Below are 22,001 nucleotides of genomic sequence, written 5' to 3' on the forward strand. Positions count from 1 at the left end.
TAAATCCTCATCCGTCCTGAAGGTAATCGTCGGCTGCGGCCAATGCCGCAGCACGGGCACGGGCGCGTGTCGTCCAGTCTTGCAGGACAGCCTGAACCTCGGCTGGCAGCGCCTCGATCTCGGTCAGCGCTGTTTCCAGGTCGCCCTCGCGAACGGCGGCCTCGGCGCGGCTGAGAACGGCATCGGGGTCGCTACCCTGCTGCGGTTCAAGACTGCGCGGGTTGAAAGCGTTGCGGAACAACGAACCCACACCCGCCGCCTCGGTCGTACGCGCGGTGCGCAAGGCGGCGCGCGACAGATCGGGGAATTCGGCGATCAGATCAGATTGCGACGGCACGCCGGTTTCGGCATTCTCGGCCAATGCGGCGGGCGGATCGCCCAGCACGGCCAGCGGCTCGGCAAAGGGTGCGCCTGACTGCAGGGCCAGCCTGATCTGGTTGCGCGCCGCTTCGCGGGCCAGCGCGCTGGCCTGGTCCTCAACAGATGCGGCAAGGCTATTGGCTTCGGCCAATCCTGCTTCGACGGCGGCGATGCGCGGCTCCAGACCGGTGCGAAGCGCCTCGACGTCGCCGCGCAGCGTTTGGATATCCTCGCCAAGGGCCTGATTTGTGCCGGTCAACTGGCCGATCTCTGCACGCAGCGCGTCAATTTCGGCTGTCGACGCATCGACTGCCTCGTCCGGGGCAACAGCAACCGTGGAAGGATCGCGCGTTTCAAGACTGTCGAGACGTGCCGTCAGCGTGTCGAGTCGCGCAGTCAAATCGTCCTGCGCCCTCTCGATGGGTGTAAGGTCGGTGATCGGCGGGGCATCAGCAGCCTTGAGGGCTTCCACTTCGGCAGCCAGCGCATCAATGCGTTCGGTCTCCAGGATTGGCGGGCCGGATGCGGGCACCAGAAAAAAAGCGGCTGCGAATCCGATGGCCCCGGCCAAGACACCTCCCAGCAACAGCGGGACAAATCCCGACCCCCGTACGGTTTCGGGCGCCGGAACGACGGCGATAGCGGTTTCGGCCTCCGTGTCCTGCGGCGTCTCGATCCGCGATGTAGCGCTGGCGTCGGATGTTCCGTCATCGCCATTGGTTTCCGTATCGGTCACCGGCGGAATTGTGCCCTCGGGCTCAATGTCGTGCGGGGTCTCAGTGTCTTTCGCGGATACATCTTGGGGCTTCTCTCCATCAGCCGAGGCGTCATTGCCCGTCGCAGAATCATTGCCGAGGATGATTGCATCTTCGACCTTCGCTGCTTTGGCTGTCGCGCGTTTGGCCGTCTCGGCCCCCTTGGCGGAGGCCCCTTCGGTCGTATCCGTCACGTCTGCGGCAGCCGGGGTATCTTCGGCTGTGACATCGGTCACCTGCGTCTCGGACGGTGAGGCGTCCTTTGATTTTCTCGTGCTGCGCGCCAAGACATCCCCTCCGGCTGGCTTAGCAAGTCATTGAGTCACTTCTACCTGCTAACGTGCATACCTAGTCCGTCCGACTGGACCTCTCAACCGTCCATCGTCGTGAAATATCGAAGCACTGCCCGCAACATGGCCGAACCATCGGGTGTTTCCGCCTGTTCAACGGGTGGAACCGGGCTGGCGGAGGCCACTGCGGGGCTAAGCGCAATGATCCGCAGGTTTCCATATGCGGTATGGGGGCAGGCCTGAAAGAACAATTCAGCACTGCGGGGGGAATACAACGGCACCACCACGGGACCAGTCCGCAACAGGTCGGCTGCGGCAGCGGTCAGGGCGATACCATCCTGCCGGTAGATGACGGCCTCGTCTGCCGTAAGGCCCCTTGCCCGCAATGCCACGGCCAGATCACCGCGCGCCACGGCACCGCGCAGATGCATTAAAGGCGGTGCGGTTTCGGGGATCGCCTGCCCCAAAGCCTCGGCATCCGGGGCGGTGCCTTGAACGTCCAGCCCTGCGGCACGGGCGCGATCCGCCGTGCGCGGCCCAACAGTCCATGTCGGCAGACCTTTTGGCCCCTTCAGTTCAACGTAGGTATCGACGGCATTGCCCGACGTCAAAATTATGCCGCCCGGCAATTCGGGCAGCGGCCCGGTCGCGACAATCCGCATGAGCGGCGACACTTCGATACGTTGTACGCCTGCTGCACGCAGCTCATCGGCAAGGCGCAGGGCATCGGCGCGCGGGCGGGTCAGCAGGACGGGCAGCGTGCGCATTGTTCCCCCTCGGCGCAGGCGATAGACGGGGCCTGAGACTGGACCCGGACCCACCATGGCACAAGAGCAGACGATACTGGGCTTGGAAAGCTCCTGCGACGACACTGCCGCTGCCGTGGTCCGCCGCTCCGCCGACCGGGGCACGATCCTGTCGAACGTTGTCATGCGACAGGATGATCTGCACGCGGCTTTCGGCGGCGTCGTTCCCGAAATCGCCGCCCGCGCCCATGCCGAAAAGATCGACCTGGCCGTCGAAGCGGCGCTGGACCGCGCGGGCCTGACGCTTCGCGAGATCGACGGCATTGCCGTGACCGCAGGTCCGGGCCTGATCGGCGGCGTGCTGGCGGGCGTGATGTGCGCCAAGGGGCTGTCGGCTGCGACGGGTTTGCCGCTGATCGGGGTGAACCATCTCGCCGGCCATGCCCTGACACCGCGCCTGACCGACGGTCTGGCCTTTCCATACCTTATGTTGCTGGTATCGGGCGGTCATTGCCTGTTTCTGCGGGTCGACGGGGCCGACACCTTTACCCGTCTGGGTGGCACGATCGACGATGCGCCGGGCGAGGCCTTCGACAAGGTTGCCCGTTTGCTGGGCCTGCCTCAACCCGGTGGCCCGGCGGTGGAAATCTGCGCTCAAGGGGTCACGCCGACGATTGCCCTGCCCCGCCCCCTGCTCGACCGCCCGGACTGCGACGTGTCGTTTTCGGGTCTCAAGACCGCCGTCCTGCGCGCGCGGGATGCAGCGGTGGCCGACCATGGTGGGCTGCCGGAAGGAATACGCGCCGACATCTGCGCCAGTTTTCAGGCCGCCGTACGCGCCGTTCTTGCCGAAAAGTCGCGTCGCGCGCTGGCGCTTGGGCCAGTCAGCGCCTTTGCCGTTGCCGGTGGCGTCGCTGCGAACACTGCGCTGCGGGTTGCGTTGCAGGATGTCGCGGCGCAGGCGGATGTGCCCTTCGTCGCGCCTCCGCAGGCTTTGTGCACCGACAATGCCGCGATGATCGCCTGGGCCGGGGCCGAGCGTCTTGCCCTGGGCCTGACCGACGGTTTGTCGCTGGCCGCCCGACCACGCTGGCCTCTGGATGAAGGCGCGGCGCCGATGCTCGGGTCCGGCAAACGCGGGGCCAAGGCATGATTGGCGTTCTGGGTGCCGGAGCCTTCGGCACAGCGCTTGCCATCACGCTGGCCCAGACCGGTCGCCTTGTCTGCCTCTGGGGCCGCGACAAGGACATGATGGAACGGATTGCTGCCTTCCGGACATCGCCCCGTCTGCCCGGTGTCACCCTTCCGGACAGCATCGCGCCGACCGGCGATGCGGCCATGCTTGCAGATTGTGAAACCCTGATCCTGGCTGTGCCGATGCAACAGCTTGCGGCGGCGCTGGCCGATTTGGCGCTGTCCCCGCGCCATGCTGTCGCCGCCTGCAAAGGCGTGGATCTGATCACCCTGCACGGCCCGACCGCGATCATCGAATGCGCTTTGCCGATGGCGCAGGCCTCCATCCTGTCGGGCCCCAGCTTTGCCGCCGACATCGCGCGGGGCCTGCCGACGGCCCTCTCGCTGGGGTGCGCCGACGATGCGGTTGGCGTAACTCTGCAGGATCAACTGTCGACCGCGACCCTGCGGATTTACCGGACGACCGATGTCGTCGGCGTCGAATTGGGCGGGGCGTTGAAGAACGTCATCGCCATTGCCTGCGGCGCGGCCATCGGTGCGGGCCTTGGCGATTCGGCCGGTGCGGCGCTGATGACACGCGGCATGGCCGAAATGTTGCGCCTTGCCACCGCCATGGGTGCCCGGCCCGAGACATTGATGGGCCTGTCCGGGCTGGGTGACCTGGCGTTGACATGCGCCTCACCGCAGTCACGCAACTTTGCCCTGGGCCACGCCATCGGGGCTGGAACAGATGCCCCGACTGCCCTCAGCGAAGGCGCGGCAACGGCGCAGGCAGCACTTGCACTGGCCAACGACAGGGGTGTCGATTTACCGATTACCCGTGTGACGGCGGCCCTTGTTAAGGGCGATCTGACCGTCAAGGATGCAATGCGCGACCTTCTGGACCGCGATCTGACCAAGGAATGACCATGCTCCACGCCCTTATCTGCACCGACAAGCCCGGCCACCTCGAGGTCCGCAAGGCAAACCGCGAAGCGCATCTTGCCCACCTGAGGTCAGATGCGACCGTCGTGCAGGCCGGGCCTTTCGTGAATGCCGCTGGTGAAATGAGCGGCTCGCTCATCGTTTTCGACACAGACAGCCGGGAACACGTCGAAGCTTTCGCCGCCGCCGACCCCTATGCCAGGGCCGGTCTGTTCGAGGATGTGCGCATCGAAGGCTGGAACCGCGTCATCGACGCCTGACAGGAGGCAGCGCCATGAAATACTGGCTGTTCAAATCCGAACCTTCCACATGGTCGTGGGACGATCAGGTCGCCAGGGGCGATGCGGGCGAGGAATGGGACGGGGTGCGCAACTACCAGGCGCGCAACTTCATGCGGGACATGGCTATCGGCGACCGCGCCTTCTTCTATCACAGCCAATCGGAAAAGGCGGTTGTCGGAACTGTCGAAATCTGCGCCGCCGCACACCCCGATTCCACGACCGATGACGACCGGTGGGAATGTGTGGATATCCGCGCCCTGATACCGCTCAAGACACCTGTGTCTCTGGCTGATATCAAGGCCCGGTCGGACTTGGCCGACATGGCACTGGTGCGCAGTTCCCGCCTTTCGGTTCAACCGGTGACGCCGACGGAATGGTCGATTGTCTGTCGTATGGGTGGGATTGACCCGTAACATCAGCGCGCCACCACCCGAGCCCTTGCAGCACAGGCCGACCCAAAGCTCCGATCTGGACAGAGCGCGTGTCGTCGCCTAGGCCCCGAACCGACCGAATAAATGACAGGCCTGCCCCATGTCCGATGACCGCCTTATCGTCGCCCTTGACCTGCCCGACGCGCTGAGCGGGTTGCAGATGGCCGAACGGCTGGGCGATGCGGTGTCGTTTTACAAGATCGGTCTGGGCATGTTGACCGGCGGTGGTCTGGCCTTGGCCAATGAGCTGAAATGCGAACATGGCAAACGCATCTTCCTCGACATGAAGCTTTTCGATATCGGCGCGACAGTCGAAGCGGCGGTTCGCGGCCTGGCGCAGTTCGATCTGGACTTCCTGACGGTCCATGGCGATCCGCATGTCGTCCGCGCTGCGGCGCAGGCCAAGGGTGATATGAAAATCCTCGCCGTCACGATCCTGACCTCGCTCGACCGTGCCGATCTGGACGCGGGGCTGATCGTTCCCGGCAATATCGCCGATCTGGTTCAGACGCGGGCCGCCCGCGCCTTTGAGGCCGGGGCCGATGGCGTCATCGCCTCGCCACAGGAAGCCGCGTTGATCCGCGCGCTGCCCGAAGCGCACGGAAAGCTGATCGTGACACCTGGCGTCCGGCCCGCTGGCGCGGCGCTTGGCGATCAGAAGCGGGTTGCGACACCGGGTCAGGCAATCGCCGCCGGGGCGGATCATATCGTCGTCGGTCGTCCGATCCACACAGCTGACGATCCCCGCGCTATGGCGCAGGCGATATTGTCACAATTGGCTTGATTCAGGTCGACGTGGCGGCGGGGTCAGGTTCGTCGAATATGACCTTCTCTCCGCTCTGAATCTTGATATTTTCGGTGCCGAATGAACCCCGCCCGAAATGCCCCGGTTCCACCCTCAGTCGTTGATATCTTTCTCGAAGGTCTGGACGGTGCCTCCGGGCTTGCCGAAAACTGCCCTCAGCACCAACCATGCGATCAGCGACAGGATGGCAAAGGTCACGATAAGCCATGCAACCCCATAGGCAGTCGCGGCCATTCCGCCCAGAAGGCCGGTCAACAGGCCTAGGGACACAATGCCCGCGCCAATGGCGAAACCCAGCAGAATATAGGTCGGGGCGACCACCTCAAGAATGGCAAGCACCAGTCCCGCCAGCGCCCAGACCCACCATGCTGTGAACATCAGCCGCGTCCTTTCAGCATCTTGAAGGCTTCGCCAAACGCATCCATCGCCGAGGCGGGAACGACGATCGTCTGCGTGCCACCGCCTTTACCAAGGCTCGACAATGCCTCCACCTGCTTTAGGGCGACCTGGTATTGCGCGGCCTCCAGCCCGTTTTCCGCAATGGCCTGCGCCACAACGCCTGTGGCATACGCTTCGGCGTCGGCGGCGATACGGCGGGCCTTGGCGGTCTGCTCGGCAGCATACAGTTCCGCATCGGCGGCCAGTTCGACAGCGCGGCGCTTGCCTTCGGCCTCGGTCACCTGCGCACGACGGGCGCGTTCGGCATTCAGTTGCTGCATCATCGCTTCGCGGGTCTGCGCATCCAGATCGACATCCAGAATTTCGGCGCGCGTCACCTCGATGCCCCAGTCGTTCACGGCATCCGCCACTTGTGACTTGATCTTGGCGATCACTTCGGATCGGTTGGACTGCACTTCATCCAGTTCCATCATGCCAATCTCGGCGCGGACGATGCCAGCCACGGTCGTCGAGATTGCGGCATCGACATCGCGAATCCGGTAAACCGTCTTTTCAGGCTGAAGAATGCGATAAAAGACGCTTGTTTCGATCTGCACCAGTACGTTGTCGCGGGTGATGGCATCCTGATTGGCATTGGGAAGCTGGCGCTCCAAAATGCTGATCTTATGAGCCACCTTGTCCAGAAACGGGACAATGAGGTTGATGCCCGGCCCCAGCACGCTGCGCAAACGACCAAACCGTTCGACGACGAATTTCTCCGACTGCGGCACGATCCGGACACCCAGCAGGATGGATACGATTACAAACAGGGCGACCGCGATGATGACGGCGTTCTCGCCCGCGAAGGTCAGCAGTTCTTGTTGAATGTCCATGGACCAGATCTCCGGTAGTTCCAGATCCAGCTATAGAGAAGTCTGTCGGACCACCGATGTCTCATCGTCAAATTGAATGAACATGTGGCCCACATGCCGCATTGCAGAACGCGAAAAGGGGTACCCGGCTGGGCACCCCCTTCAACTCTTTGCGACGGGACTTTTGATCAGTTGCCGGTCGCGGCCTCATTTGTCGCGTCGGCTGCGCCTTCAGCGGCATCGCCGATTGCGCCAGTAGCACCTTCGACCGCGGTTCCAACGGCTGCCGCACCTTCTGCCGCGTCGTTGTCGTTGGACACATCCGCCCCTCCGGCGAAAATGAAGAACAATACGAGTGCCACCAGTACCCCGCCCAAGATCAGCCAAAGCGCGGAATTGCCGCCGCCCGATCTTGCAGTTTCGACGTGCGTGACGGTGCTTTTGGGAGTTTCCGTCGTAGTCGTATGATTAGGGTCTGCCATATTGTCCTCCGAGTGTGGTTGCGTGTGGTCCTGCCAAACACCGCGTCACAGCACCCGGTTCCATAATCACATCAGAATAAGTAGAATTCCGCTCATGCCATCGATGTGCCGCCAATGCCTGACCACCTTTGACGACGGGGCACGTTGCCCTGCGTGCCGGTCTCCGCGCATCACGTCCCACCCGGAACTGTTCGATCTGTCCATCGCACACATGGATTGCGACGCCTTCTACGCCAGCGTCGAAAAGCGGGATCGCCCGGAGTTGGCTGAAAAGCCGGTTATCATCGGCGGCGGGCGACGCGGTGTTGTATCGACTGCGTGCTATGTTGCACGTATTCGCGGCGTCCGGTCCGCGATGCCAATGTTCAGGGCGTTGCAACTTTGCCCCGATGCCGTTGTCCTGAAAGGCCGGATGGGCCTGTATGTAGACGTCAGCCGACAGATCCGCGCAATGATGACGGATCTGACACCCGCTATCGAACCCCTGTCATTGGACGAGGCATTTCTGGACCTGTCCGGCACAACGCGACTGCACGGCGCGCCTCCCGCTGTGATGCTGGCGCGGCTGACGCAGCGAATGCAGTCCGAAATCGGCATCACTGGCTCTATCGGTCTGTCGCACAACAAGTTTCTCGCCAAGATCGCCTCGGACCTTGACAAGCCGCGCGGCTTTTCGGTGATCGGCCGGGCCGAAACCGAGGCGTTCCTCGCGCCCAAACCCGTTGGCATAATCTCCGGTATCGGCCTTGTCGGGCAAGAGACGCTGAAGAAAGCCGGCATCAACACTATCGCCGATCTGAAACGCTGGGACAGGCATGACCTGATACGGCGGTTCGGAACGATGGGCGAACGCCTTTGGCATCTGGCGCGGGGCGAAGATACGCGAAGGGTCAAACCTGAACGCGCCGTCAAGTCGATCTCCAAGGAGACCACGTTCCACGACAATACCGATGATACCGACATCCTGGACGGTCATCTCTGGCGGCTGTCGGAACAGGTGTCCGCCCGCGCCAAGGCCCGCGATCTGGCCGGACGGGTCGTGACGATGAAGGTCAAGCGCGCCGATTTCAAAACGCTGACGCGCCGCCACGCCCTGTCCGATCCGACACAGATGGCCGACCGCATTTACCGCGAGGCGCGGGCATTGCTCGACGCGACCGACCGCTTGGGGTCGGTCCGGTTGATCGGCGTCGGCATCTCGGATCTGGTGTCAGGCGACGGGGCTGACCGGGGTGGCGATTTGCTGGACCCCGGCGCGACCCGACGGATGAACGCGGAACGGGCGACTGACGCGATCCGCGCGCGGTATGGACAGGACGCCATCCGCAAGGGGCGTGCCCTGCGCTGAGGTTATTCTGCGGCGAGGTTCCGGGCCGGGCGTGCGCAGTCGCAGAACCGGGAAACCGCCTCGGTGATCGTGTTCTGAAGTACATCGAACTGCGTATTCGGGCGGATCGAACCCTCGTCCAGATAGAGCGATCGATCGATTTCGATCTGGATCGCGTGCCAGCCGCGCTCGGGGTGGCCATAGGCCTGCGTGATATAAGCACCGGCAAATGGCGCGTTGCGCGCAACCCGAAAGCCGAGATCGGTCAGGGTTTCCTCCAGAATGTCGACCAGAACGGCATTGGCGGACGACCCGAACCTGTCGCCCAGCACAATCTGCGCAGGCGCACCGCTTACGACGGTGCCCTCGATCGCCTCATGCGGCATGGAATGGAAATCCAGCAGGATCGCCTGTCCGAACCGGTCCCGCGCATTCGACATCAGGACATCCAGCTGCCGGTGATAGGGGCGCCAGAAGGTGTCGATGCGATGTTGCGCCTCGGCATGGGATATCTTGCCGCTATAGATCGCGCGGCCCTGCGCCACGACACGGGGAATCACACCCAATCCCGAGGCGACACGCGGGTTCATCGCCCCACGCGGCACATCGTCTATGACTGCCGGGTCCAACTCCTCGGGCGCGCGGTTCAGATCAAGGAAGGCGCGCGGCATCTGCGCTGAAAGCACCGGCACGCCCAGGGTCGGGATCCGGTCCAGCAGCACGTCGACATAGGCGTCCTCGGACGACCGAATCCTGGCGGCATCAAGAACCGTGGACGCCATGAAATCCGCATCGTAGATACGGCCAGAGTGGGGGCTGGCCACCACCACCGGGCTTTCAATCGCCGCAGGCAGCATCAGCTTGAACGGGGGTCGGGACATGGAAACGGACGCTCCTTCAAGAGCAAGATAGGGGTTCGTCGAAACTCTAGAAAGCCCCCTTGCACGCCATCGTGAAAGACACTATCCACCGCCCACCAATCGACGGAGGAACGGTTTTGTTCCGCTTCTTCGAAGAGACGGGTGATTAGCTCAGCGGTAGAGCACTTCGTTGACATCGAAGGGGTCACTGGTTCGATCCCAGTATCGCCCACCATTCACCGTTCCCCATATCCGGGAACACGCACGCAACCCCGGGGTGTCGCCCCGCAGGCATCAGGAGAGCTTACCCATGAAGGTTCGCAATTCCCTCCGGTCGCTGAAGAACCGTCACCGCGACTGCCGTGTGGTGCGCCGCAAAGGCCGGGTCTACGTGATCAACAAGACGCAGCGCCGGTTCAAGGCCCGCCAGGGCTGAAGACTGCCGCGCCGTCACGATATGACAAGGCCGTGCCGCTTGGCGCGGCCTTTTCCTTTGGCGATAGGTCACACATCCTTCATCCACCCAGATACCTGAAAAAGTGGCTGGATCGTCAACGTGTTGACCTTCCGTAAGGCTGACAACGTGAAAGCCGCCCGTGCGGCGCGCACGGGCGGCTTGTCTTTCTTGTTCGAAGATGTGCCATTTGGGCGCGTGGTCGAGACACTGCTCGACCGGCTGGGTTAGGCCGAAGGGTCCTTGGTCATACGCAGATAGGGGAAGTGCGTCTTGAAGTCGCCGAACTTTGCCTTGGCATCCGCATCGGAAACCGTAGCGGGAATGACGACGTCGCGCCCCTGTTCCCAGTTCGCTGGCAAGGCAACGCCATGTTTCGCTGCGGTTTGCAGCGCATCGACGGCGCGCAGGATCTCGGCGAAGTTGCGGCCGACGTTCATCGGGTAGGTCATTGACAGCTTCAACTGCTTGTCCGGCCCGATGATATAGACCGACCGCACCGTCGCCGTGTCGTTCGGTGTGCGCCCATCGGGGAGGTAGGCATCTGCGGGAAGCATGTCGTAGGCCTTTGATATATCAAGGCTTTCGTCTGCGATAATCGGAAAATTCGCCTCGGTCCCCGCGAAAGTGCCGATGTCGCCCTTCCATTTCCGGTGATCCTCGACCCCGTCGACCGAGATGCCGATGACCTTGACGCCGCGTTTCTTCCACTCGGCGTCCAACTGTGCAACGGCACCGAACTCGGTCGTGCAAACGGGCGTGAAGTCCTTGGGATGGCTGAATAAAACTGTCCAGCTATCACCGATCCAATCATGGAAGCTGATCGGGCCTTCGCTGGTGTCGGCCTTGAAATCAGGGACGGTCTGGTTGATGCGCAGGCTCATGATGGCTCTCCTTTTCGAGAATATAAACGAAACATAGGTGCGCCCGGCAAACGATACCAGAGACCGGGATCGGGGTATGAATCTGACGTATTGCGACGGTGCATACCAGGGTATTACGCCGGTATGACGTTCCTCAGAAGGGGCAGGACGCTTCCAGTCGCATCATCTGCCCCGAAACCGGGTGTTCGAATTTCAGCCCTTCGGCGTGCAGCATCATCCGGGGAAACGCTTCGGCATCGTCGGAATAGAAAGGGTCGCCAAGGATCGGGTGGCCCAGCGACAGCATATGAACGCGCAACTGATGGCTACGCCCGGTGCGCGGCATCAGGCGCATTCGGGTGGCGCCGTCCGCGACCCCGATCCGTTGCCAGTCAGTCACGGCTTTCTTGCCAGTCTCGTGGTTCACATGCTGCAAGGGGCGGTTCGGCCAGTCGACGATCAGCGGCAGGTCGATCACGCCCGTCGGCTCTGACACCTCTCCGTGAACCTGTGCGATGTAGCGTTTCTTGACCCGTTTGACTTCGAACATGCGGCCCATCTTGCGCTGTCCTTCCTTGGTCAGCGCAAAGACCATGATGCCGGAGGTATCGCGGTCCAGCCGGTGGCAGAGCAGAACCTCGGGATGCGTCTCGGCCAGCCGCGACAGCAGGCAATCGGCCAGATGAGGTCCGCGACCTGGCACCGACAGCAGGCCCTCGGGCTTGTCGACCACCAGAAGATGTTCGTCCTGGTGGATTACAGGGATCGGGCCGGAAGGCGGATCGTAAGGAGTCGAGGGACCGGACATGCCCCGCGATTAACGTGACCGCCCGCCCAAGGCCAGCCGCATCATATCGTCATCAGGATCACCACAGTCACGACACCGCAGACCACAAGCGCGGCTGTCAGCCCCAGCCAGAGCAGACGCCGGAAGCGGGTCAACGGATCGCGGAGATAGCTTTCCATGGCGTTGGTCCCGACGTCCGCCGCAGAACCGGTTTCGCGCCGCGAAATGGCCCGCAGGGCCATGCCGATCAGGATGGCGAGAGACAGAACGACCCAAGCTGCAAAGATCACGCTTTGCAGACCGAAGAATATCAAAAGGGCAGGTTCAATCATGGGCGGATCATCGGCAACCCGCCCCGGTTTCGCAAGTCAGACAAGATAAAAGTCAGGCAAGATAGACGCGGAACCAGGCGATCGTCTTTTCCCACGCGGCTTCGGCAGCCTCCGCATCGTAGCGGGGCGTGGTGTCGTTGTGGAAACCGTGGTTCACATCGGGCCAGATTTCCGCCTGATAGACCTTGTCGTTCTCCTCCAGCGCCTTCTGCATCGCGGGCCAGCCTGCATTGATACGGTTATCGAGCGCAGCGTAGTGGAACAGCAGCGGCGTTTCGATCCTGGGCACATCTTCCACCGCGGCCTGCCTGCCGTAGAACGGCACGCCCGCCGACAACTCGGGATAGGCGACCGCAAGTGCGTTCACCACGCCGCCACCGTAACAGAAGCCGGTCGCCCCGACCTTGCCGTTGATGCCGTCCAGCGCGGCCAGGTATTCGTAGCCCGCGAAAAAGTCGTTCATCAGTTTTTCGCCGTCGACGCCACGCTGCAATTCGCGCCCTTCGTCGTCGTTGCCGGGGTAGCCGCCGACGCTGCTCAGCCCGTCGGGGGCCAGGGCGATGAATCCGGCCTTGGCGACCCGGCGCGCAACATCGCGGATATAGGGATTCAGGCCCCTGTTTTCGTGGACGACCAATACGGCGGCAGGCGGGGTTTCGGTTGTCGCGGGTCGCACGAGGTAGCCGTTGACGCCGCCGTGACCGTTCGGACTGTCGTAAGTGATGTCTTTGCCCGAGATGTCCGGGTCATCCTCGGCCACTTGCTGCGCCAGTGCATAGTTCGGCGACAGTGTCGTCAGGATGGCCGCGGCGGTCAGTCCGCCGACGGCCCATTTTCCGGCGCGGTCCAGAAACTCGCGCTTGGTGATCTTGCCATGGGCGTAGAAGTCATAGAGGTCCAGCAAGTCCTGATCGAAGTCCTTGGCCGTCATGCGTGTCATGATCGTCTCTCCGTATTGGCATCTGCGTTATATCACGTGGCGGCATGATAGCGTGTCCCGGCGATCGTGTAACGGAACGAAATCGCGGTCCGGAACGTTCGCACAGATGATACGAACAAGCTTTGCCGCACTGGCCTCCGCCCTGATCCTGACCCCCGCCGCCACAACCGCCCAGCAAGTCGGCGAGGTCGGCGTCGATTGGGTCGGGAACGACATTATAATCGAAGCCATTCCGGACCCGAAAGTCCAAGGCGTGACCTGCCACATCGCCTATTTCGACCGCTCGCTGATCGACCGCCTGTCGAATGGCAACTGGTTCGAGGACCCGTCGAATGCCTCGATCGCCTGTCGCCAGACCGGGCCGATCAGCGTCGGCGACATCGACCTGTCGGAAGACGGCGAGGACGTGTTTCGTGAAAGCCGGTCGATCATCCTTAAATCGCTGCGAATCAAGCGTATTTTCGACGAGGCGAACCAGACCCTGATCTATCTGGCGCATGCGCAGGAACTGACGGAAGGGTCGGCGAAGATGTCGATCTCGACCGTGCCGCTTTATGGTGCGACGCTGACGGCTGACGAATAACGCCTGCGCATTTCGGACCGAACGCGAGGTCGCCGCGGATCATCGTCACCGGCCTGATCATGGCACATATCGGGCCATGGTCCGTCGCGCCCAGGGACTTCAAATTTACGTATTGCCCTGTTGCCCTGATCGTTTTTCGTGTCATGTCCATGACCAGAAAACGGGATGCGCAACCGCTCGCATCGCGCACCGGTCGCTGACATGCAGACCCAAGAAACGACGAGCAGGATACCGTTTGCCTTTTCCAAATTCGACGACCCCGCCCCGGCGCATTGCCGTCATCGGCGGCGGTATCAGCGGACTGGCTGCCGCGCATGCGCTGGCCCCGAACCATGCCGTTACCCTGATCGAAGCCGCGCCGCGTCTGGGCGGTCATGCCCGCACCGTTCTGGCGGGCAGGCGCGGGGATCAGCCGGTGGATACCGGCTTCATCGTCTATAACAAGGTGAACTATCCCAACCTTGTCCGGCTGTTCGACGATCTGGATGTGCCGATTGCCGACAGCGACATGTCTTTCGCGGCTTCGCTGGAGGGCGGGCGGATCGAGTATTCGCTTCAGTCGCCCGATACGGTCTTCGCCCAGCGCCGCAACCTGCTGTCGCCGCGCTTCGTGCGAATGGTACGCGACATCTTCCGGTTCAACGCCCGCGCCGCCGAGGCCGCCATCGACCCGACTTTGCCGTTGCGTGATTTTCTGGACCGGCTCGGTATGGGGCAGACCTTCCGGGACTGGTATCTGGGGCCGATTTCCGGCGCGATCTGGTCGACGCCCAGCCGGAACGTGATGGACTTTCCGGCGCAGGCGATGATCCAGTTCTTCCAGAACCACAACCTGCTGAGCCACACGGGCCAGCACAAATGGTATACGGTTCAGGGCGGGTCGATTGAATACGTCCGCCGGTTGCAGGCGCATCTGCAACGGCAACATGTGACTTTGCGCATGGGTGCGCCGGTGCAGGGCATCCGCCGCATACCGGGCGGAGCCGAAGTGCGGACACATGGCGGAGAATGGGAGGTGTTCGACGATGTGATCCTTGCGACCCATTCCGATGACAGCCTTGCCCTTCTGTCCGATGCCACACCCGGTGAGATCGCCATGTTATCGCGCATCCGGTATCACGATAACGACGCGGTCCTGCATGCCGATGCATCCGTCATGCCGAAACGCCGGAAGGTCTGGGCCTCGTGGAATTATGCCGAGCAGGCCAAGCGCCCCGACCGCATCGGCCTGACCTACTGGATGAACCGCCTGCAGCCCATTCCGCAGGACGATCCGATGTTTTCCACCCTGAATTCCCAGCAGGAAATTCGCGAGGAACTGATCTACGACCGCACCACTTTCCGCCATCCGATCTATGATCTGGCGATGATGAAAGCGGTCGAAGGTATCCGCGCCCGCAACGGCACCGACCACACGTGGTTTTGCGGTGCATGGATGAAGAACGGCTTCCACGAGGACGGTTTCGCAAGCGCGCTCGACGTTGTGGAAGCCATGGGACGGCGGCAACGTCCGGCCATCGCGGCCGCGTGAGACGGGTTCTCGACCATATTCCAGGCATGACCTTTCACGGTCGCAATGCCGAGGGGGTCGAGAACCGCTTCAGCTACGGTGTCGATTATATTCTGCTGGACCCGACCGACGATGGCCCCCTGCCCGGTCTGTTTTCACGCAAGCGCCGCACCTTCGCGCAAATCCGCGACCGCGATCACGGCGGTCCGCCGGGGCAGGGACGCGGTGTCGGATGGGTGCGCGACGTGCTGGCCGATGCCCTGCCCGAACTGACGATCGGGCGTATCCTGCTTCTGGCACAACCCCGCGTGCTGGGGCATGTCTTCAACCCGGTCAGTTTCTGGCTGATCGAGGGGGCGGAGGGCGAATTGCGGGCCGTTATCTCCGAAGTGACGAATACCTATGGCGACCGTCATTCGTATCTGTCGCACGCTGACGATCTGGCCCCGATCACGCCGGACATGAAGCTGTCGTCGGTCAAGGTGCTGCACGTCTCGCCGTTTCAGCCTGTCGCGGGTGGATACACGTTCAACTTCGACATCCAGCCGGAGCGGATTTCGATCCGCATCGATTACCGGCAGGGTAACGGGCGTCTTCTGGCAACGCTGACCGGCCCGCGCCAGCCGCTGACCAATCGCGCGTTGATCCGCGCGGCGCTGCGCCGGCCGTTCGGCACGCGGCGGGTTCTGGGACTGATCCACTGGCAGGCGCTGAAGCTGTGGTGGAAAGGCGGAACGTTCCGGGGCCGCCCGACGCCGCCTTCGCCTGAGGTTTCGCGGCCCGCATCCCGATCCGAAACGCATTCATGACGCCTGGTCGCGGGCTTGTCCGCTATGCCGGTTTTGCCGCAGTGCTGTCCGCGGCGGGGCTGCCGATTTATATTCACGCGCCCAAGTTCTACGTCGACACACAAGGCGTCACCCTGGCACAACTGTCCATCGCTCTGTTCGCTCTGCGGCTGTTCGACGTGGTGCAGGACCCGCTATTGGGCCGTTTGTCCGAGCGGACGCGGGAGTTTCGCGGGTCGATGGTCGCGGGGGCAGGCGCAATCATGGCCACAGCGATGGCGATGCTGTTTGCAATTCCACCGATGCTGCCACCGATCTGGTGGTTCGCCCTGTCGCTGGCCCTGCTGTTCTCGGCGTTCTCGTTCCTGACGATCTGTTTCTATGCCCAGGGTGTCGCCCGCGCCGCGGGAACCGATGGCAACCATGTGCGTCTGGCCGCCTGGCGTGAGACCGGCGCGTTGATCGGTGTCTGCATAGCTGCCGTATTGCCCACGGTGCTGACGGGAACCGGTGCGCCGTTCCTGTGGTATGCACTCGCATTTGCTGCCGCGACCGCGCTGGCCCTGCTGCTGATGGCCCCCGAATGGTCATCGCGCGGCACAGCGCCCACGTCCACGGGCCTGCGAGCCGTCCTGTCCGATGCTGTTGCGCGACGCCTGTTGCTGATCGCGCTGGTGAACGCGGCTCCGGTGGCGGTCACATCCACCCTGTTCCTGTTCTTCGTTGCCGACCGCCTTGGGGCGGCCGGACAGGAAGGCTGGCTTTTGCTGCTGTTCTTTCTGTCAGCGGCGGCCGCCGTCCCGGCCTGGGGCAAGGCGGCGGCGCGGTTCGGCGCGCGACATACCCTGATGGCCGCAATGACCCTGGCCATCGTGGCGTTTGCCTTCGCCCTGCCGCTGGGAACGGGAGACCTTTGGGCCTTCGCCGCTGTCTGCATCGCATCGGGCGCAGCCGTGGGTGCGGACCTGAGCCTTCTTCCGGCGCTGTTCGCGCGGCGAATGGCCGTGATCGCGCCATCCGCGGCGGACGGATTCGGGCTGTGGTCCTTTGTGAACAAGGCGACCCTGGCCCTTGCCGCGATCGCATTGTTTCCTGTTCTTAAAGCCTCGGGCTTCGTTTCGGGGGAACTGAACGGGGGTCTCGCGCTTTGGTCTCTGACACTGCTTTATGCGGGCGTACCGCTTGGCTTGAAAGCGTTGGCGCTGGCCCTGCTGGCACGAACCGGGAAAGGTATTGATGTATGACCGCATTCATCTTGGGCATCGTGATCGGTCTACTGCTGATCTGGGCGATGCGCCACTTCACCGGGTTCACGTCGCAGAAGGCCGATGAATATGTAGGAAACCTGCCGACTTTTGATATGCATCGGCATCTGACCGGAGAGCTTCTGTGCGAGGGGATGATCTTCGGCCCGACCGGACGCGTCACCTCGCGGTTTCGCGCCACGATGAAAATGCAGTGGGAAGGGCCACGCGGCACGATGGACGAACACTTCATCTACGATGACGGCAGCACGCAGGACCGGGAATGGCGGCTTACGCTGGACGACGATGGCACTGTCCGGGCCGAAGCCGACGACGTGGTCGGTACAGGTCGCGGCACTCTGGCGGGCAATACATTGGGTCTGCGATATCGCATCCGTCTGCCTGAATCGAATGGCGGGCATGTGCTGGATGCCGTCGACTGGATGTATGTTCAGCCCGATGGCGTCATCCTGAACCGCAGTCAGTTCCGCAAGTTCGGGATCAAGGTGGCGGAGCTGTTCTGCACGATCCGCCCGATGGGTGCACAGCATGCGTGAGTGGCGCGGCAAACGGTACTGGCTGATCGGCGCATCCGAAGGTCTGGGCGCGGCACTGGCCGAGACGCTGTCACGTGCCGGGGCCGAAGTGATCCTGTCGGCCCGTTCGGAAGACAAACTGCAGACGCTTGCCGATCGGCTGCCCGGCAAATCGCGGGTGATTGTCTGCGACGTGTCCGACCGCACATCGGTCGAAGCGGCGGCGGCGAAGGCCGGACATATCGACGGGCTGGTCTTTCTGGCCGGGGTCTATTGGCCGCAAAAAGCGCAGGAATGGAACCCCGAACAGGTTGAGGCGATGTGCGATGTAAACTTCACCGGTGCGGCCCGTGCGGTCGGCGCGGTGATCGGCGACATGGTCGCACGCGACGCCGGACATATCGTGCTGACCGGGTCTTTATCGGGGTTTCGCGGGCTGCCCGGTGCCACCGGATACGGCGCGTCCAAGGCGGGGGTGATGTGGCTGGCCGAGGGGTTGCATGCCGATCTGCGAAAGACCGGTGTGACGGTGCAGGTCGCCAATCCGGGCTTCATCAAGACGCGCCTGACCGAGAAGAACGATTTCGACATGCCTTTCCTGATGGAGCCGGAAGACGCCGCCCGCCAGATGTTCGAGCTGATGTGCACCGACGATTTCAAGAAGAGCTTCCCGAGGGTCTTTTCGTGGATGTTTCGCGGCGGGCAGTTTTTGCCCGACTGGCTCTGGTACGGATTGTTTGCGCACAACCGCTGAGGCGGGGGCGAGGGGCCAGCCCCTCGCGCTCCCCGGAATATTTTTTCCAAGAGGAAGACACAGGTTCACGATCGGAAACCGGCATCGTCGTTTCAGGGGGACACGGTGTCGTGCATGGGCTTTCGGGTTTGGCGCGGCGCTTCTAGGGTTGGCCCCGAGGGAGGGCCGCGCCCATGTCCAACACCATTCGCTTCACGCTTGACGGTCAGCCGGTCGAGGCCGTTCCCGGTGATACCATCTGGGAGGTGGCGCATGGGCGGGGACTTGTGATCCCGCATTTGTGCCACAAGCCTGCACCGGGCTATCGACCTGACGGCAACTGCCGCGCCTGCATGGTCGAGATCGAGGGCGAGCGGGTCCTGGCGGCGTCCTGTATACGCGAACCGTCCGAGGGCATGGTGGTGGTGACCGACAGTGCGCGGGCCAGGGGAGCACGCAGGATGGTCGTCGAGATGCTGCTGGCCGATCAGCCGGAACAGGAAGTGGCGCACGACAGGTCCTCGCATCTGTGGGACGTGGCCGATGCGCAGGGCCTGCAGGAGAGCCGTCTGCCGACGATGGAAGTCGAGCGCATTCCCCTGCTCGACGACAGCCACGTCGCGATGCGCGTCAATCTGGACGCCTGTATCCAGTGTGGTTTGTGTGTGCGGGCCTGCCGCGAAGTGCAGGTGAACGACGTGATCGGCATGGCCGGGCGCGGGCACGACACCTGGCCGGTGTTCGATTTCGACGATCCGATGGGGGACAGTACCTGCGTGGCCTGCGGCGAATGCGTCCAGGCCTGTCCGACCGGGGCGCTGATGCCCGCGACGATGGTGGCGACGGATCAGGTCGGCGACAGTCGCGATTTCGATACGGAAACCAAGTCGATCTGTCCGTTCTGCGGTGTCGGCTGCCAGGTCTCGCTGAAGGCCAGGGCGGGCCGCATCGTCAAGGTCGACGGCATCAATGGCCCCGCCAATGAAGGGCGGCTCTGCGTCAAGGGACGGTTCGGCTTCGACTATATCCATCACGAACATCGACTGACCAAACCGCTGATCCGCCGCGACGACGCGCCGGCCAAGGGTCTGAACGTCGATCCGGGCGATTTCGGCGCGGTATTCCGCGAGGCGACCTGGGAGGAGGCGCTGGACGTCGCAGCGAACGGTCTTAAGGGGCGCGGGCGCGAAGTCGCGGGCTTCGGCTCGGCCAAGTGTTCGAACGAGGAAGCCTATCTGTTCCAGAAATTCATCCGCCAGGGCTTCGGCCATAACAACGTCGATCACTGCACCCGGCTGTGCCACGCGTCCTCCGTCGCCGCCCTGATAGAGAATGTCGGGTCGGGCGCCGTCACCGCCACCTTCAACGAGATCGAGAACGCCGACGTCGCCATCGTCATCGGCGCCAACCCGGTCGAGAACCATCCGGTTGCTGCGACCTATTTCAAGCAGTTCGCCAAGCGCGGTGGCAAGCTGATCGTGATGGACCCGCGGGGTGTGGGCCTGCGACGTCACGCATCGCACATGCTGCAATTCCGTCCGGGTGCGGATGTGGCGCTGCTCAATTCGATCATGCACGTCATCGCCGAAGAAGGATTGGTGGATCGCCAGTATATCGAGGCGATGACCGAGGGCTGGGACGCGGAGCGGGAGCATCTGAAAGGCTTCGCGCCCGAGAAGATGGCCGACCTGACCGGCATCGATGCGGACATGATCCGCGAGGTGGCGCGCATATTCGCGGGCGCAAAGTCGGCGATGATCTTCTGGGGCATGGGCATCAGCCAGCACATCCACGGAACCGATAATTCGCGCTGCCTGATTTCGCTGGCCCTGATGTGCGGCCAGATCGGGCGACCGGGCGCGGGGCTGCATCCGCTGCGCGGGCAGAACAACGTGCAGGGCGCGTCGGACGCGGGCCTGATTCCGATGTTCCTGCCGGACTACGCCAGCGTGTTGTCCGACGATGTGCGGGCAAAATATGCGGCGCTCTGGGGCGATGACGGCGGCTTTGGCGGCGAGATCCTTGCCGAAAAGGGTCTGACCGTCACCGAGATCCTCGATGCGGTCCACGCGGGCGATATCAGGGCGATGTATATTCTGGGCGAAAACCCGGCAATGTCCGACCCCGACGTGGCCCATGCGCGCGACGCGCTGGCGGCGCTGGATTGTCTTGTGGTGCAGGACATCTTCATGACCGAGACGGCAAATTATGCCGACGTCATCCTGCCCGCTGCGGCCTTTGCCGAAAAGACCGGCACCGTCACCAACACCAACCGGCAGGTCCAGATGGGGCGTCCCGCAGTCTCTCCACCGGGTTCGGCAAAGGAAGATTGGTGGATCACGACCGAGCTGGCGCGGCGCTGCGGGCTGGATTGGCACTATAGCCATCCGTCCGAGGTTTTCGCCGAGATGGGTCAGGTCATGGATTCGCTTTCGAACATCACATGGGACCGGCTGGAGACCGAAGGGGCCGTCACATATCCGTCGCTCTCGCCCACTGATCCCGGACAGGCGATCGTGTTTGGCGACGGCTTCCCGCGCCCCGAGGGACGGGCAAAATTCACACCCGCGTCTGTCATTCCGCCCGACGAGGTGCCGGATGCGGACTACCCGATGATCCTGACGACGGGACGGCAACTGGAGCATTGGCACACCGGCTCGATGACGCGCCGGTCGAAGGTTCTGGACGCGGTGGAGCCTGAGGCGAATTGCTCGCTGCATCCGTCCACCCTGCGCAGACTGGGCATCGTGCCCGGTGGCCAGATCCGTCTGACGACCCGTCGCGGCACGGTTACCCTTCTGGCCCGCGCCGACCGGGCCATCGCCCCCGACATGGTCTTCCTGCCCTTCGCCTTCGTCGAAGCCGCCGCCAACCTCCTGACCAACCCGGCGCTTGATCCGTTCGGCAAGATCCCGGAGTTCAAGTTCTCGGCGGTGAAGGTCGAAGCGGTTGATGTGGTAGCCGCCGAATGACCCTGTCAGTGCGTCAGAACGAGACCGCGAAAGAAAAGTTCACCACGCCATCCACGTCATCGCCATAAGGCAGAACGCTCAGGCGGTATTCGACGTTGCGGATGCGGTAGGCCCCGGTGACCGCAGCGACCGGAAGGAACCCACCGACACTCGGGAAGTCGTATTTGGCTTCGAGAACCTCCGACAGCTCCTTGTAATAGGCCATTCCGACGCTCGCCCCGAGCCGCAGGTCGCCCGGTCCGATCCGGGCGACGCGGGTCGATACGCCAGCGACGACGATGGGCGAGACTTCGCGGTAGCTGTTGTAGAAGACACCGCCTTCGACGTGGACTTCTGTGCCGTTGGTCCCGACGCCCCAGCGTCGCCCGTAGGTCAGGCCCGGATTGAAGTCATTGTATTCGTCGCTGCCGATGTGCTGGGAGCCGACGAAGACGCCGATGTAGCGATCCTCCTCCGCCCGGCCGGGTCCGGCAAGGGCACAGACCAGGGCCAGACTGGTCGGCAGAGCATTGCGGATCATGGCTGAACCTTTCGTGTCAACTGACGGCGCGCAG

At 63.1% G+C, this 22,001-nt stretch carries 26 protein-coding genes and 1 tRNA gene; 16 read left to right on the plus strand and 11 right to left on the minus strand.

What is annotated here, in order from left to right:
- Positions 1-7: 7 nt before the first annotated feature.
- Positions 8-1,351 carry a COG4223 family protein gene (locus AC13C2_RS14310; RefSeq protein WP_482887233.1) on the minus strand — a complete coding sequence of 448 codons (1,344 nt, stop codon included), beginning with the start codon at positions 1,349-1,351 and terminating at the stop codon, positions 8-10.
- Positions 1,352-1,485: 134 nt separating this feature from the next.
- Positions 1,486-2,172 (minus strand): uroporphyrinogen-III synthase, encoded by a 687-nt coding sequence (locus AC13C2_RS14315; protein WP_482887234.1) that lies wholly within the window; start codon positions 2,170-2,172, stop codon positions 1,486-1,488.
- Between the two features lie 55 nt (positions 2,173-2,227).
- On the opposite strand from AC13C2_RS14315, the gene tsaD reads away from it, so the two are divergent.
- From tsaD to pyrF, 5 genes are all read left to right on the plus strand, one after another.
- Positions 2,228-3,304: a tRNA (adenosine(37)-N6)-threonylcarbamoyltransferase complex transferase subunit TsaD gene (gene tsaD / locus AC13C2_RS14320; protein ID WP_482887235.1), complete on the plus strand. Its 1,077-nt coding sequence runs from the start codon at positions 2,228-2,230 to the stop codon at positions 3,302-3,304.
- Positions 3,301-4,251 carry an NAD(P)H-dependent glycerol-3-phosphate dehydrogenase gene (locus AC13C2_RS14325; RefSeq protein ID WP_482887237.1) on the plus strand — a complete coding sequence of 317 codons (951 nt, stop codon included), beginning with the start codon at positions 3,301-3,303 and terminating at the stop codon, positions 4,249-4,251. The genes tsaD and AC13C2_RS14325 overlap by 4 nt, the downstream gene beginning before the upstream one ends.
- A 2-nt stretch (positions 4,252-4,253) precedes the next feature.
- On the plus strand, positions 4,254-4,529 hold the full coding sequence (locus tag AC13C2_RS14330) for a YciI family protein (RefSeq protein ID WP_092760029.1): 276 nt from the start codon (positions 4,254-4,256) through the stop codon (positions 4,527-4,529).
- Between the two features lie 14 nt (positions 4,530-4,543).
- A complete protein-coding gene (locus AC13C2_RS14335) occupies positions 4,544-4,963 on the plus strand; it encodes an EVE domain-containing protein (protein ID WP_092760027.1) in 420 nt (139 codons plus the stop codon).
- A gap of 118 nt (positions 4,964-5,081) precedes the next feature.
- Positions 5,082-5,765 carry an orotidine-5'-phosphate decarboxylase gene (gene pyrF / locus AC13C2_RS14340; RefSeq protein ID WP_339645088.1) on the plus strand — a complete coding sequence of 228 codons (684 nt, stop codon included), beginning with the start codon at positions 5,082-5,084 and terminating at the stop codon, positions 5,763-5,765.
- A 114-nt stretch (positions 5,766-5,879) separates the two neighbouring features.
- On the opposite strand, the gene AC13C2_RS14345 is transcribed toward pyrF, so the two are convergent.
- The 3 genes from AC13C2_RS14345 to AC13C2_RS14355 all read right to left on the minus strand — a co-directional run bounded on the left by AC13C2_RS14345 (position 5,880) and on the right by AC13C2_RS14355 (position 7,518).
- Positions 5,880-6,164, minus strand: coding sequence for an NfeD family protein (locus tag AC13C2_RS14345; protein ID WP_175495759.1), 285 nt, complete (start codon positions 6,162-6,164; stop codon positions 5,880-5,882).
- Entirely contained in the window at positions 6,164-7,057 is an 894-nt protein-coding gene (locus AC13C2_RS14350) for an SPFH domain-containing protein (protein WP_339645082.1), read from the minus strand. The genes AC13C2_RS14345 and AC13C2_RS14350 overlap by 1 nt, the downstream gene beginning before the upstream one ends.
- A gap of 167 nt (positions 7,058-7,224) precedes the next feature.
- On the minus strand, positions 7,225-7,518 hold the full coding sequence (locus AC13C2_RS14355) for a hypothetical protein (protein ID WP_482887240.1): 294 nt from the start codon (positions 7,516-7,518) through the stop codon (positions 7,225-7,227).
- 94 nt (positions 7,519-7,612) lie between these two features.
- On the opposite strand from AC13C2_RS14355, the gene AC13C2_RS14360 reads away from it, so the two are divergent.
- Entirely contained in the window at positions 7,613-8,866 is a 1,254-nt protein-coding gene (locus AC13C2_RS14360) for a DNA polymerase IV (protein ID WP_482887241.1), read from the plus strand.
- 2 nt (positions 8,867-8,868) lie between these two features.
- Here AC13C2_RS14360 and AC13C2_RS14365 read toward each other — a convergent pair whose 3' ends face one another.
- The gene (locus tag AC13C2_RS14365) at positions 8,869-9,726 is read right to left on the minus strand and encodes an N-formylglutamate amidohydrolase (protein ID WP_482887242.1); all 858 of its coding nucleotides are present in this window, start codon (positions 9,724-9,726) and stop codon (positions 8,869-8,871) included.
- Between the two features lie 139 nt (positions 9,727-9,865).
- Here AC13C2_RS14365 and AC13C2_RS14370 point away from each other — a divergent pair.
- From AC13C2_RS14370 to AC13C2_RS14380, 3 genes are all read left to right on the plus strand, one after another.
- Positions 9,866-9,940 (plus strand) — tRNA-Val (locus tag AC13C2_RS14370).
- Positions 9,941-10,015: 75 nt separating this feature from the next.
- A complete protein-coding gene (gene ykgO, locus AC13C2_RS14375; protein WP_005850168.1) occupies positions 10,016-10,141 on the plus strand; it encodes a type B 50S ribosomal protein L36 in 126 nt (41 codons plus the stop codon).
- A gap of 123 nt (positions 10,142-10,264) precedes the next feature.
- Entirely contained in the window at positions 10,265-10,390 is a 126-nt protein-coding gene (locus AC13C2_RS14380) for a hypothetical protein (protein WP_482887243.1), read from the plus strand.
- On the opposite strand, the gene AC13C2_RS14385 is transcribed toward AC13C2_RS14380, so the two are convergent.
- The 4 genes from AC13C2_RS14385 to yghX all read right to left on the minus strand — a co-directional run bounded on the left by AC13C2_RS14385 (position 10,387) and on the right by yghX (position 13,081).
- Positions 10,387-11,043: a peroxiredoxin gene (locus AC13C2_RS14385; RefSeq protein WP_424337860.1), complete on the minus strand. Its 657-nt coding sequence runs from the start codon at positions 11,041-11,043 to the stop codon at positions 10,387-10,389. The two genes, AC13C2_RS14380 and AC13C2_RS14385, sit on opposite strands and share 4 nt — an antisense overlap.
- A gap of 133 nt (positions 11,044-11,176) precedes the next feature.
- Positions 11,177-11,830, minus strand: a complete 654-nt coding sequence (locus AC13C2_RS14390; RefSeq protein ID WP_339646542.1) for an RluA family pseudouridine synthase — start codon at positions 11,828-11,830, stop codon at positions 11,177-11,179.
- A 41-nt stretch (positions 11,831-11,871) separates the two neighbouring features.
- On the minus strand, positions 11,872-12,141 hold the full coding sequence (locus tag AC13C2_RS14395) for a hypothetical protein (protein WP_092760009.1): 270 nt from the start codon (positions 12,139-12,141) through the stop codon (positions 11,872-11,874).
- Between the two features lie 52 nt (positions 12,142-12,193).
- Positions 12,194-13,081 carry a YghX family hydrolase gene (gene yghX, locus AC13C2_RS14400; RefSeq protein ID WP_092760007.1) on the minus strand — a complete coding sequence of 296 codons (888 nt, stop codon included), beginning with the start codon at positions 13,079-13,081 and terminating at the stop codon, positions 12,194-12,196.
- Between the two features lie 106 nt (positions 13,082-13,187).
- Between yghX and AC13C2_RS14405 the strand changes: the two genes are divergently transcribed.
- The 7 genes from AC13C2_RS14405 (at position 13,188) to fdhF (ending at position 21,447) form a co-directional block, all read left to right on the plus strand.
- Positions 13,188-13,664, plus strand: coding sequence for a CreA family protein (locus AC13C2_RS14405; protein WP_474521022.1), 477 nt, complete (start codon positions 13,188-13,190; stop codon positions 13,662-13,664).
- 235 nt (positions 13,665-13,899) lie between these two features.
- Entirely contained in the window at positions 13,900-15,195 is a 1,296-nt protein-coding gene (locus AC13C2_RS14410; RefSeq protein ID WP_482887244.1) for an NAD(P)/FAD-dependent oxidoreductase, read from the plus strand.
- 26 nt (positions 15,196-15,221) lie between these two features.
- Positions 15,222-15,983 (plus strand): DUF1365 domain-containing protein, encoded by a 762-nt coding sequence (locus AC13C2_RS14415; RefSeq protein ID WP_482887245.1) that lies wholly within the window; start codon positions 15,222-15,224, stop codon positions 15,981-15,983.
- Positions 15,980-17,206, plus strand: a complete 1,227-nt coding sequence (locus AC13C2_RS14420) for an MFS transporter (RefSeq protein ID WP_482887246.1) — start codon at positions 15,980-15,982, stop codon at positions 17,204-17,206. The genes AC13C2_RS14415 and AC13C2_RS14420 overlap by 4 nt, the downstream gene beginning before the upstream one ends.
- The gene (locus AC13C2_RS14425; protein ID WP_482887247.1) at positions 17,203-17,763 is read left to right on the plus strand and encodes a DUF3833 domain-containing protein; all 561 of its coding nucleotides are present in this window, start codon (positions 17,203-17,205) and stop codon (positions 17,761-17,763) included. Before AC13C2_RS14420 ends, AC13C2_RS14425 begins: the two co-directional genes overlap by 4 nt.
- Positions 17,756-18,496, plus strand: coding sequence for an SDR family NAD(P)-dependent oxidoreductase (locus AC13C2_RS14430; RefSeq protein WP_482887248.1), 741 nt, complete (start codon positions 17,756-17,758; stop codon positions 18,494-18,496). Before AC13C2_RS14425 ends, AC13C2_RS14430 begins: the two co-directional genes overlap by 8 nt.
- Before the next feature lie 173 nt (positions 18,497-18,669).
- A complete protein-coding gene (fdhF, locus tag AC13C2_RS14435) occupies positions 18,670-21,447 on the plus strand; it encodes a formate dehydrogenase subunit alpha (protein WP_482887249.1) in 2,778 nt (925 codons plus the stop codon).
- A gap of 13 nt (positions 21,448-21,460) precedes the next feature.
- On the opposite strand, the gene AC13C2_RS14440 is transcribed toward fdhF, so the two are convergent.
- Positions 21,461-21,967: a hypothetical protein gene (locus AC13C2_RS14440; RefSeq protein ID WP_482887250.1), complete on the minus strand. Its 507-nt coding sequence runs from the start codon at positions 21,965-21,967 to the stop codon at positions 21,461-21,463.
- Between the last annotated feature and the right edge of the window lie 34 nt (positions 21,968-22,001).

The organism is Jannaschia sp. L-14R, assembly GCF_056857695.1.

Excerpts from the sequence above, each read along its gene's own strand:
- AC13C2_RS14315 (WP_482887234.1), bottom strand. The coding sequence starts at position 2,172 with ATGCGCACGCTGCCCGTCCTGCTGACCCGCCCGCGCGCCGATGCCCTG.
- tsaD (WP_482887235.1), top strand. The coding sequence starts at position 2,228 with ATGGCACAAGAGCAGACGATACTGGGCTTGGAAAGCTCCTGCGACGAC.
- AC13C2_RS14325 (WP_482887237.1), top strand. The coding sequence starts at position 3,301 with ATGATTGGCGTTCTGGGTGCCGGAGCCTTCGGCACAGCGCTTGCCATC.
- AC13C2_RS14330 (WP_092760029.1), top strand. The coding sequence starts at position 4,254 with ATGCTCCACGCCCTTATCTGCACCGACAAGCCCGGCCACCTCGAGGTC.
- AC13C2_RS14335 (WP_092760027.1), top strand. The coding sequence starts at position 4,544 with ATGAAATACTGGCTGTTCAAATCCGAACCTTCCACATGGTCGTGGGAC.
- pyrF (WP_339645088.1), top strand. The coding sequence starts at position 5,082 with ATGTCCGATGACCGCCTTATCGTCGCCCTTGACCTGCCCGACGCGCTG.
- AC13C2_RS14345 (WP_175495759.1), bottom strand. The coding sequence starts at position 6,164 with ATGTTCACAGCATGGTGGGTCTGGGCGCTGGCGGGACTGGTGCTTGCC.
- AC13C2_RS14350 (WP_339645082.1), bottom strand. The coding sequence starts at position 7,057 with ATGGACATTCAACAAGAACTGCTGACCTTCGCGGGCGAGAACGCCGTC.
- AC13C2_RS14355 (WP_482887240.1), bottom strand. The coding sequence starts at position 7,518 with ATGGCAGACCCTAATCATACGACTACGACGGAAACTCCCAAAAGCACC.
- AC13C2_RS14360 (WP_482887241.1), top strand. The coding sequence starts at position 7,613 with ATGCCATCGATGTGCCGCCAATGCCTGACCACCTTTGACGACGGGGCA.
- AC13C2_RS14365 (WP_482887242.1), bottom strand. The coding sequence starts at position 9,726 with ATGTCCCGACCCCCGTTCAAGCTGATGCTGCCTGCGGCGATTGAAAGC.
- ykgO (WP_005850168.1), top strand. The coding sequence starts at position 10,016 with ATGAAGGTTCGCAATTCCCTCCGGTCGCTGAAGAACCGTCACCGCGAC.
- AC13C2_RS14385 (WP_424337860.1), bottom strand. The coding sequence starts at position 11,043 with ATGAGCCTGCGCATCAACCAGACCGTCCCTGATTTCAAGGCCGACACC.
- AC13C2_RS14390 (WP_339646542.1), bottom strand. The coding sequence starts at position 11,830 with ATGTCCGGTCCCTCGACTCCTTACGATCCGCCTTCCGGCCCGATCCCT.
- AC13C2_RS14395 (WP_092760009.1), bottom strand. The coding sequence starts at position 12,141 with ATGATTGAACCTGCCCTTTTGATATTCTTCGGTCTGCAAAGCGTGATC.
- yghX (WP_092760007.1), bottom strand. The coding sequence starts at position 13,081 with ATGACACGCATGACGGCCAAGGACTTCGATCAGGACTTGCTGGACCTC.
- AC13C2_RS14405 (WP_474521022.1), top strand. The coding sequence starts at position 13,188 with ATGATACGAACAAGCTTTGCCGCACTGGCCTCCGCCCTGATCCTGACC.
- AC13C2_RS14415 (WP_482887245.1), top strand. The coding sequence starts at position 15,222 with ATGACCTTTCACGGTCGCAATGCCGAGGGGGTCGAGAACCGCTTCAGC.
- AC13C2_RS14420 (WP_482887246.1), top strand. The coding sequence starts at position 15,980 with ATGACGCCTGGTCGCGGGCTTGTCCGCTATGCCGGTTTTGCCGCAGTG.
- AC13C2_RS14425 (WP_482887247.1), top strand. The coding sequence starts at position 17,203 with ATGACCGCATTCATCTTGGGCATCGTGATCGGTCTACTGCTGATCTGG.
- AC13C2_RS14430 (WP_482887248.1), top strand. The coding sequence starts at position 17,756 with ATGCGTGAGTGGCGCGGCAAACGGTACTGGCTGATCGGCGCATCCGAA.
- fdhF (WP_482887249.1), top strand. The coding sequence starts at position 18,670 with ATGTCCAACACCATTCGCTTCACGCTTGACGGTCAGCCGGTCGAGGCC.
- AC13C2_RS14440 (WP_482887250.1), bottom strand. The coding sequence starts at position 21,967 with ATGATCCGCAATGCTCTGCCGACCAGTCTGGCCCTGGTCTGTGCCCTT.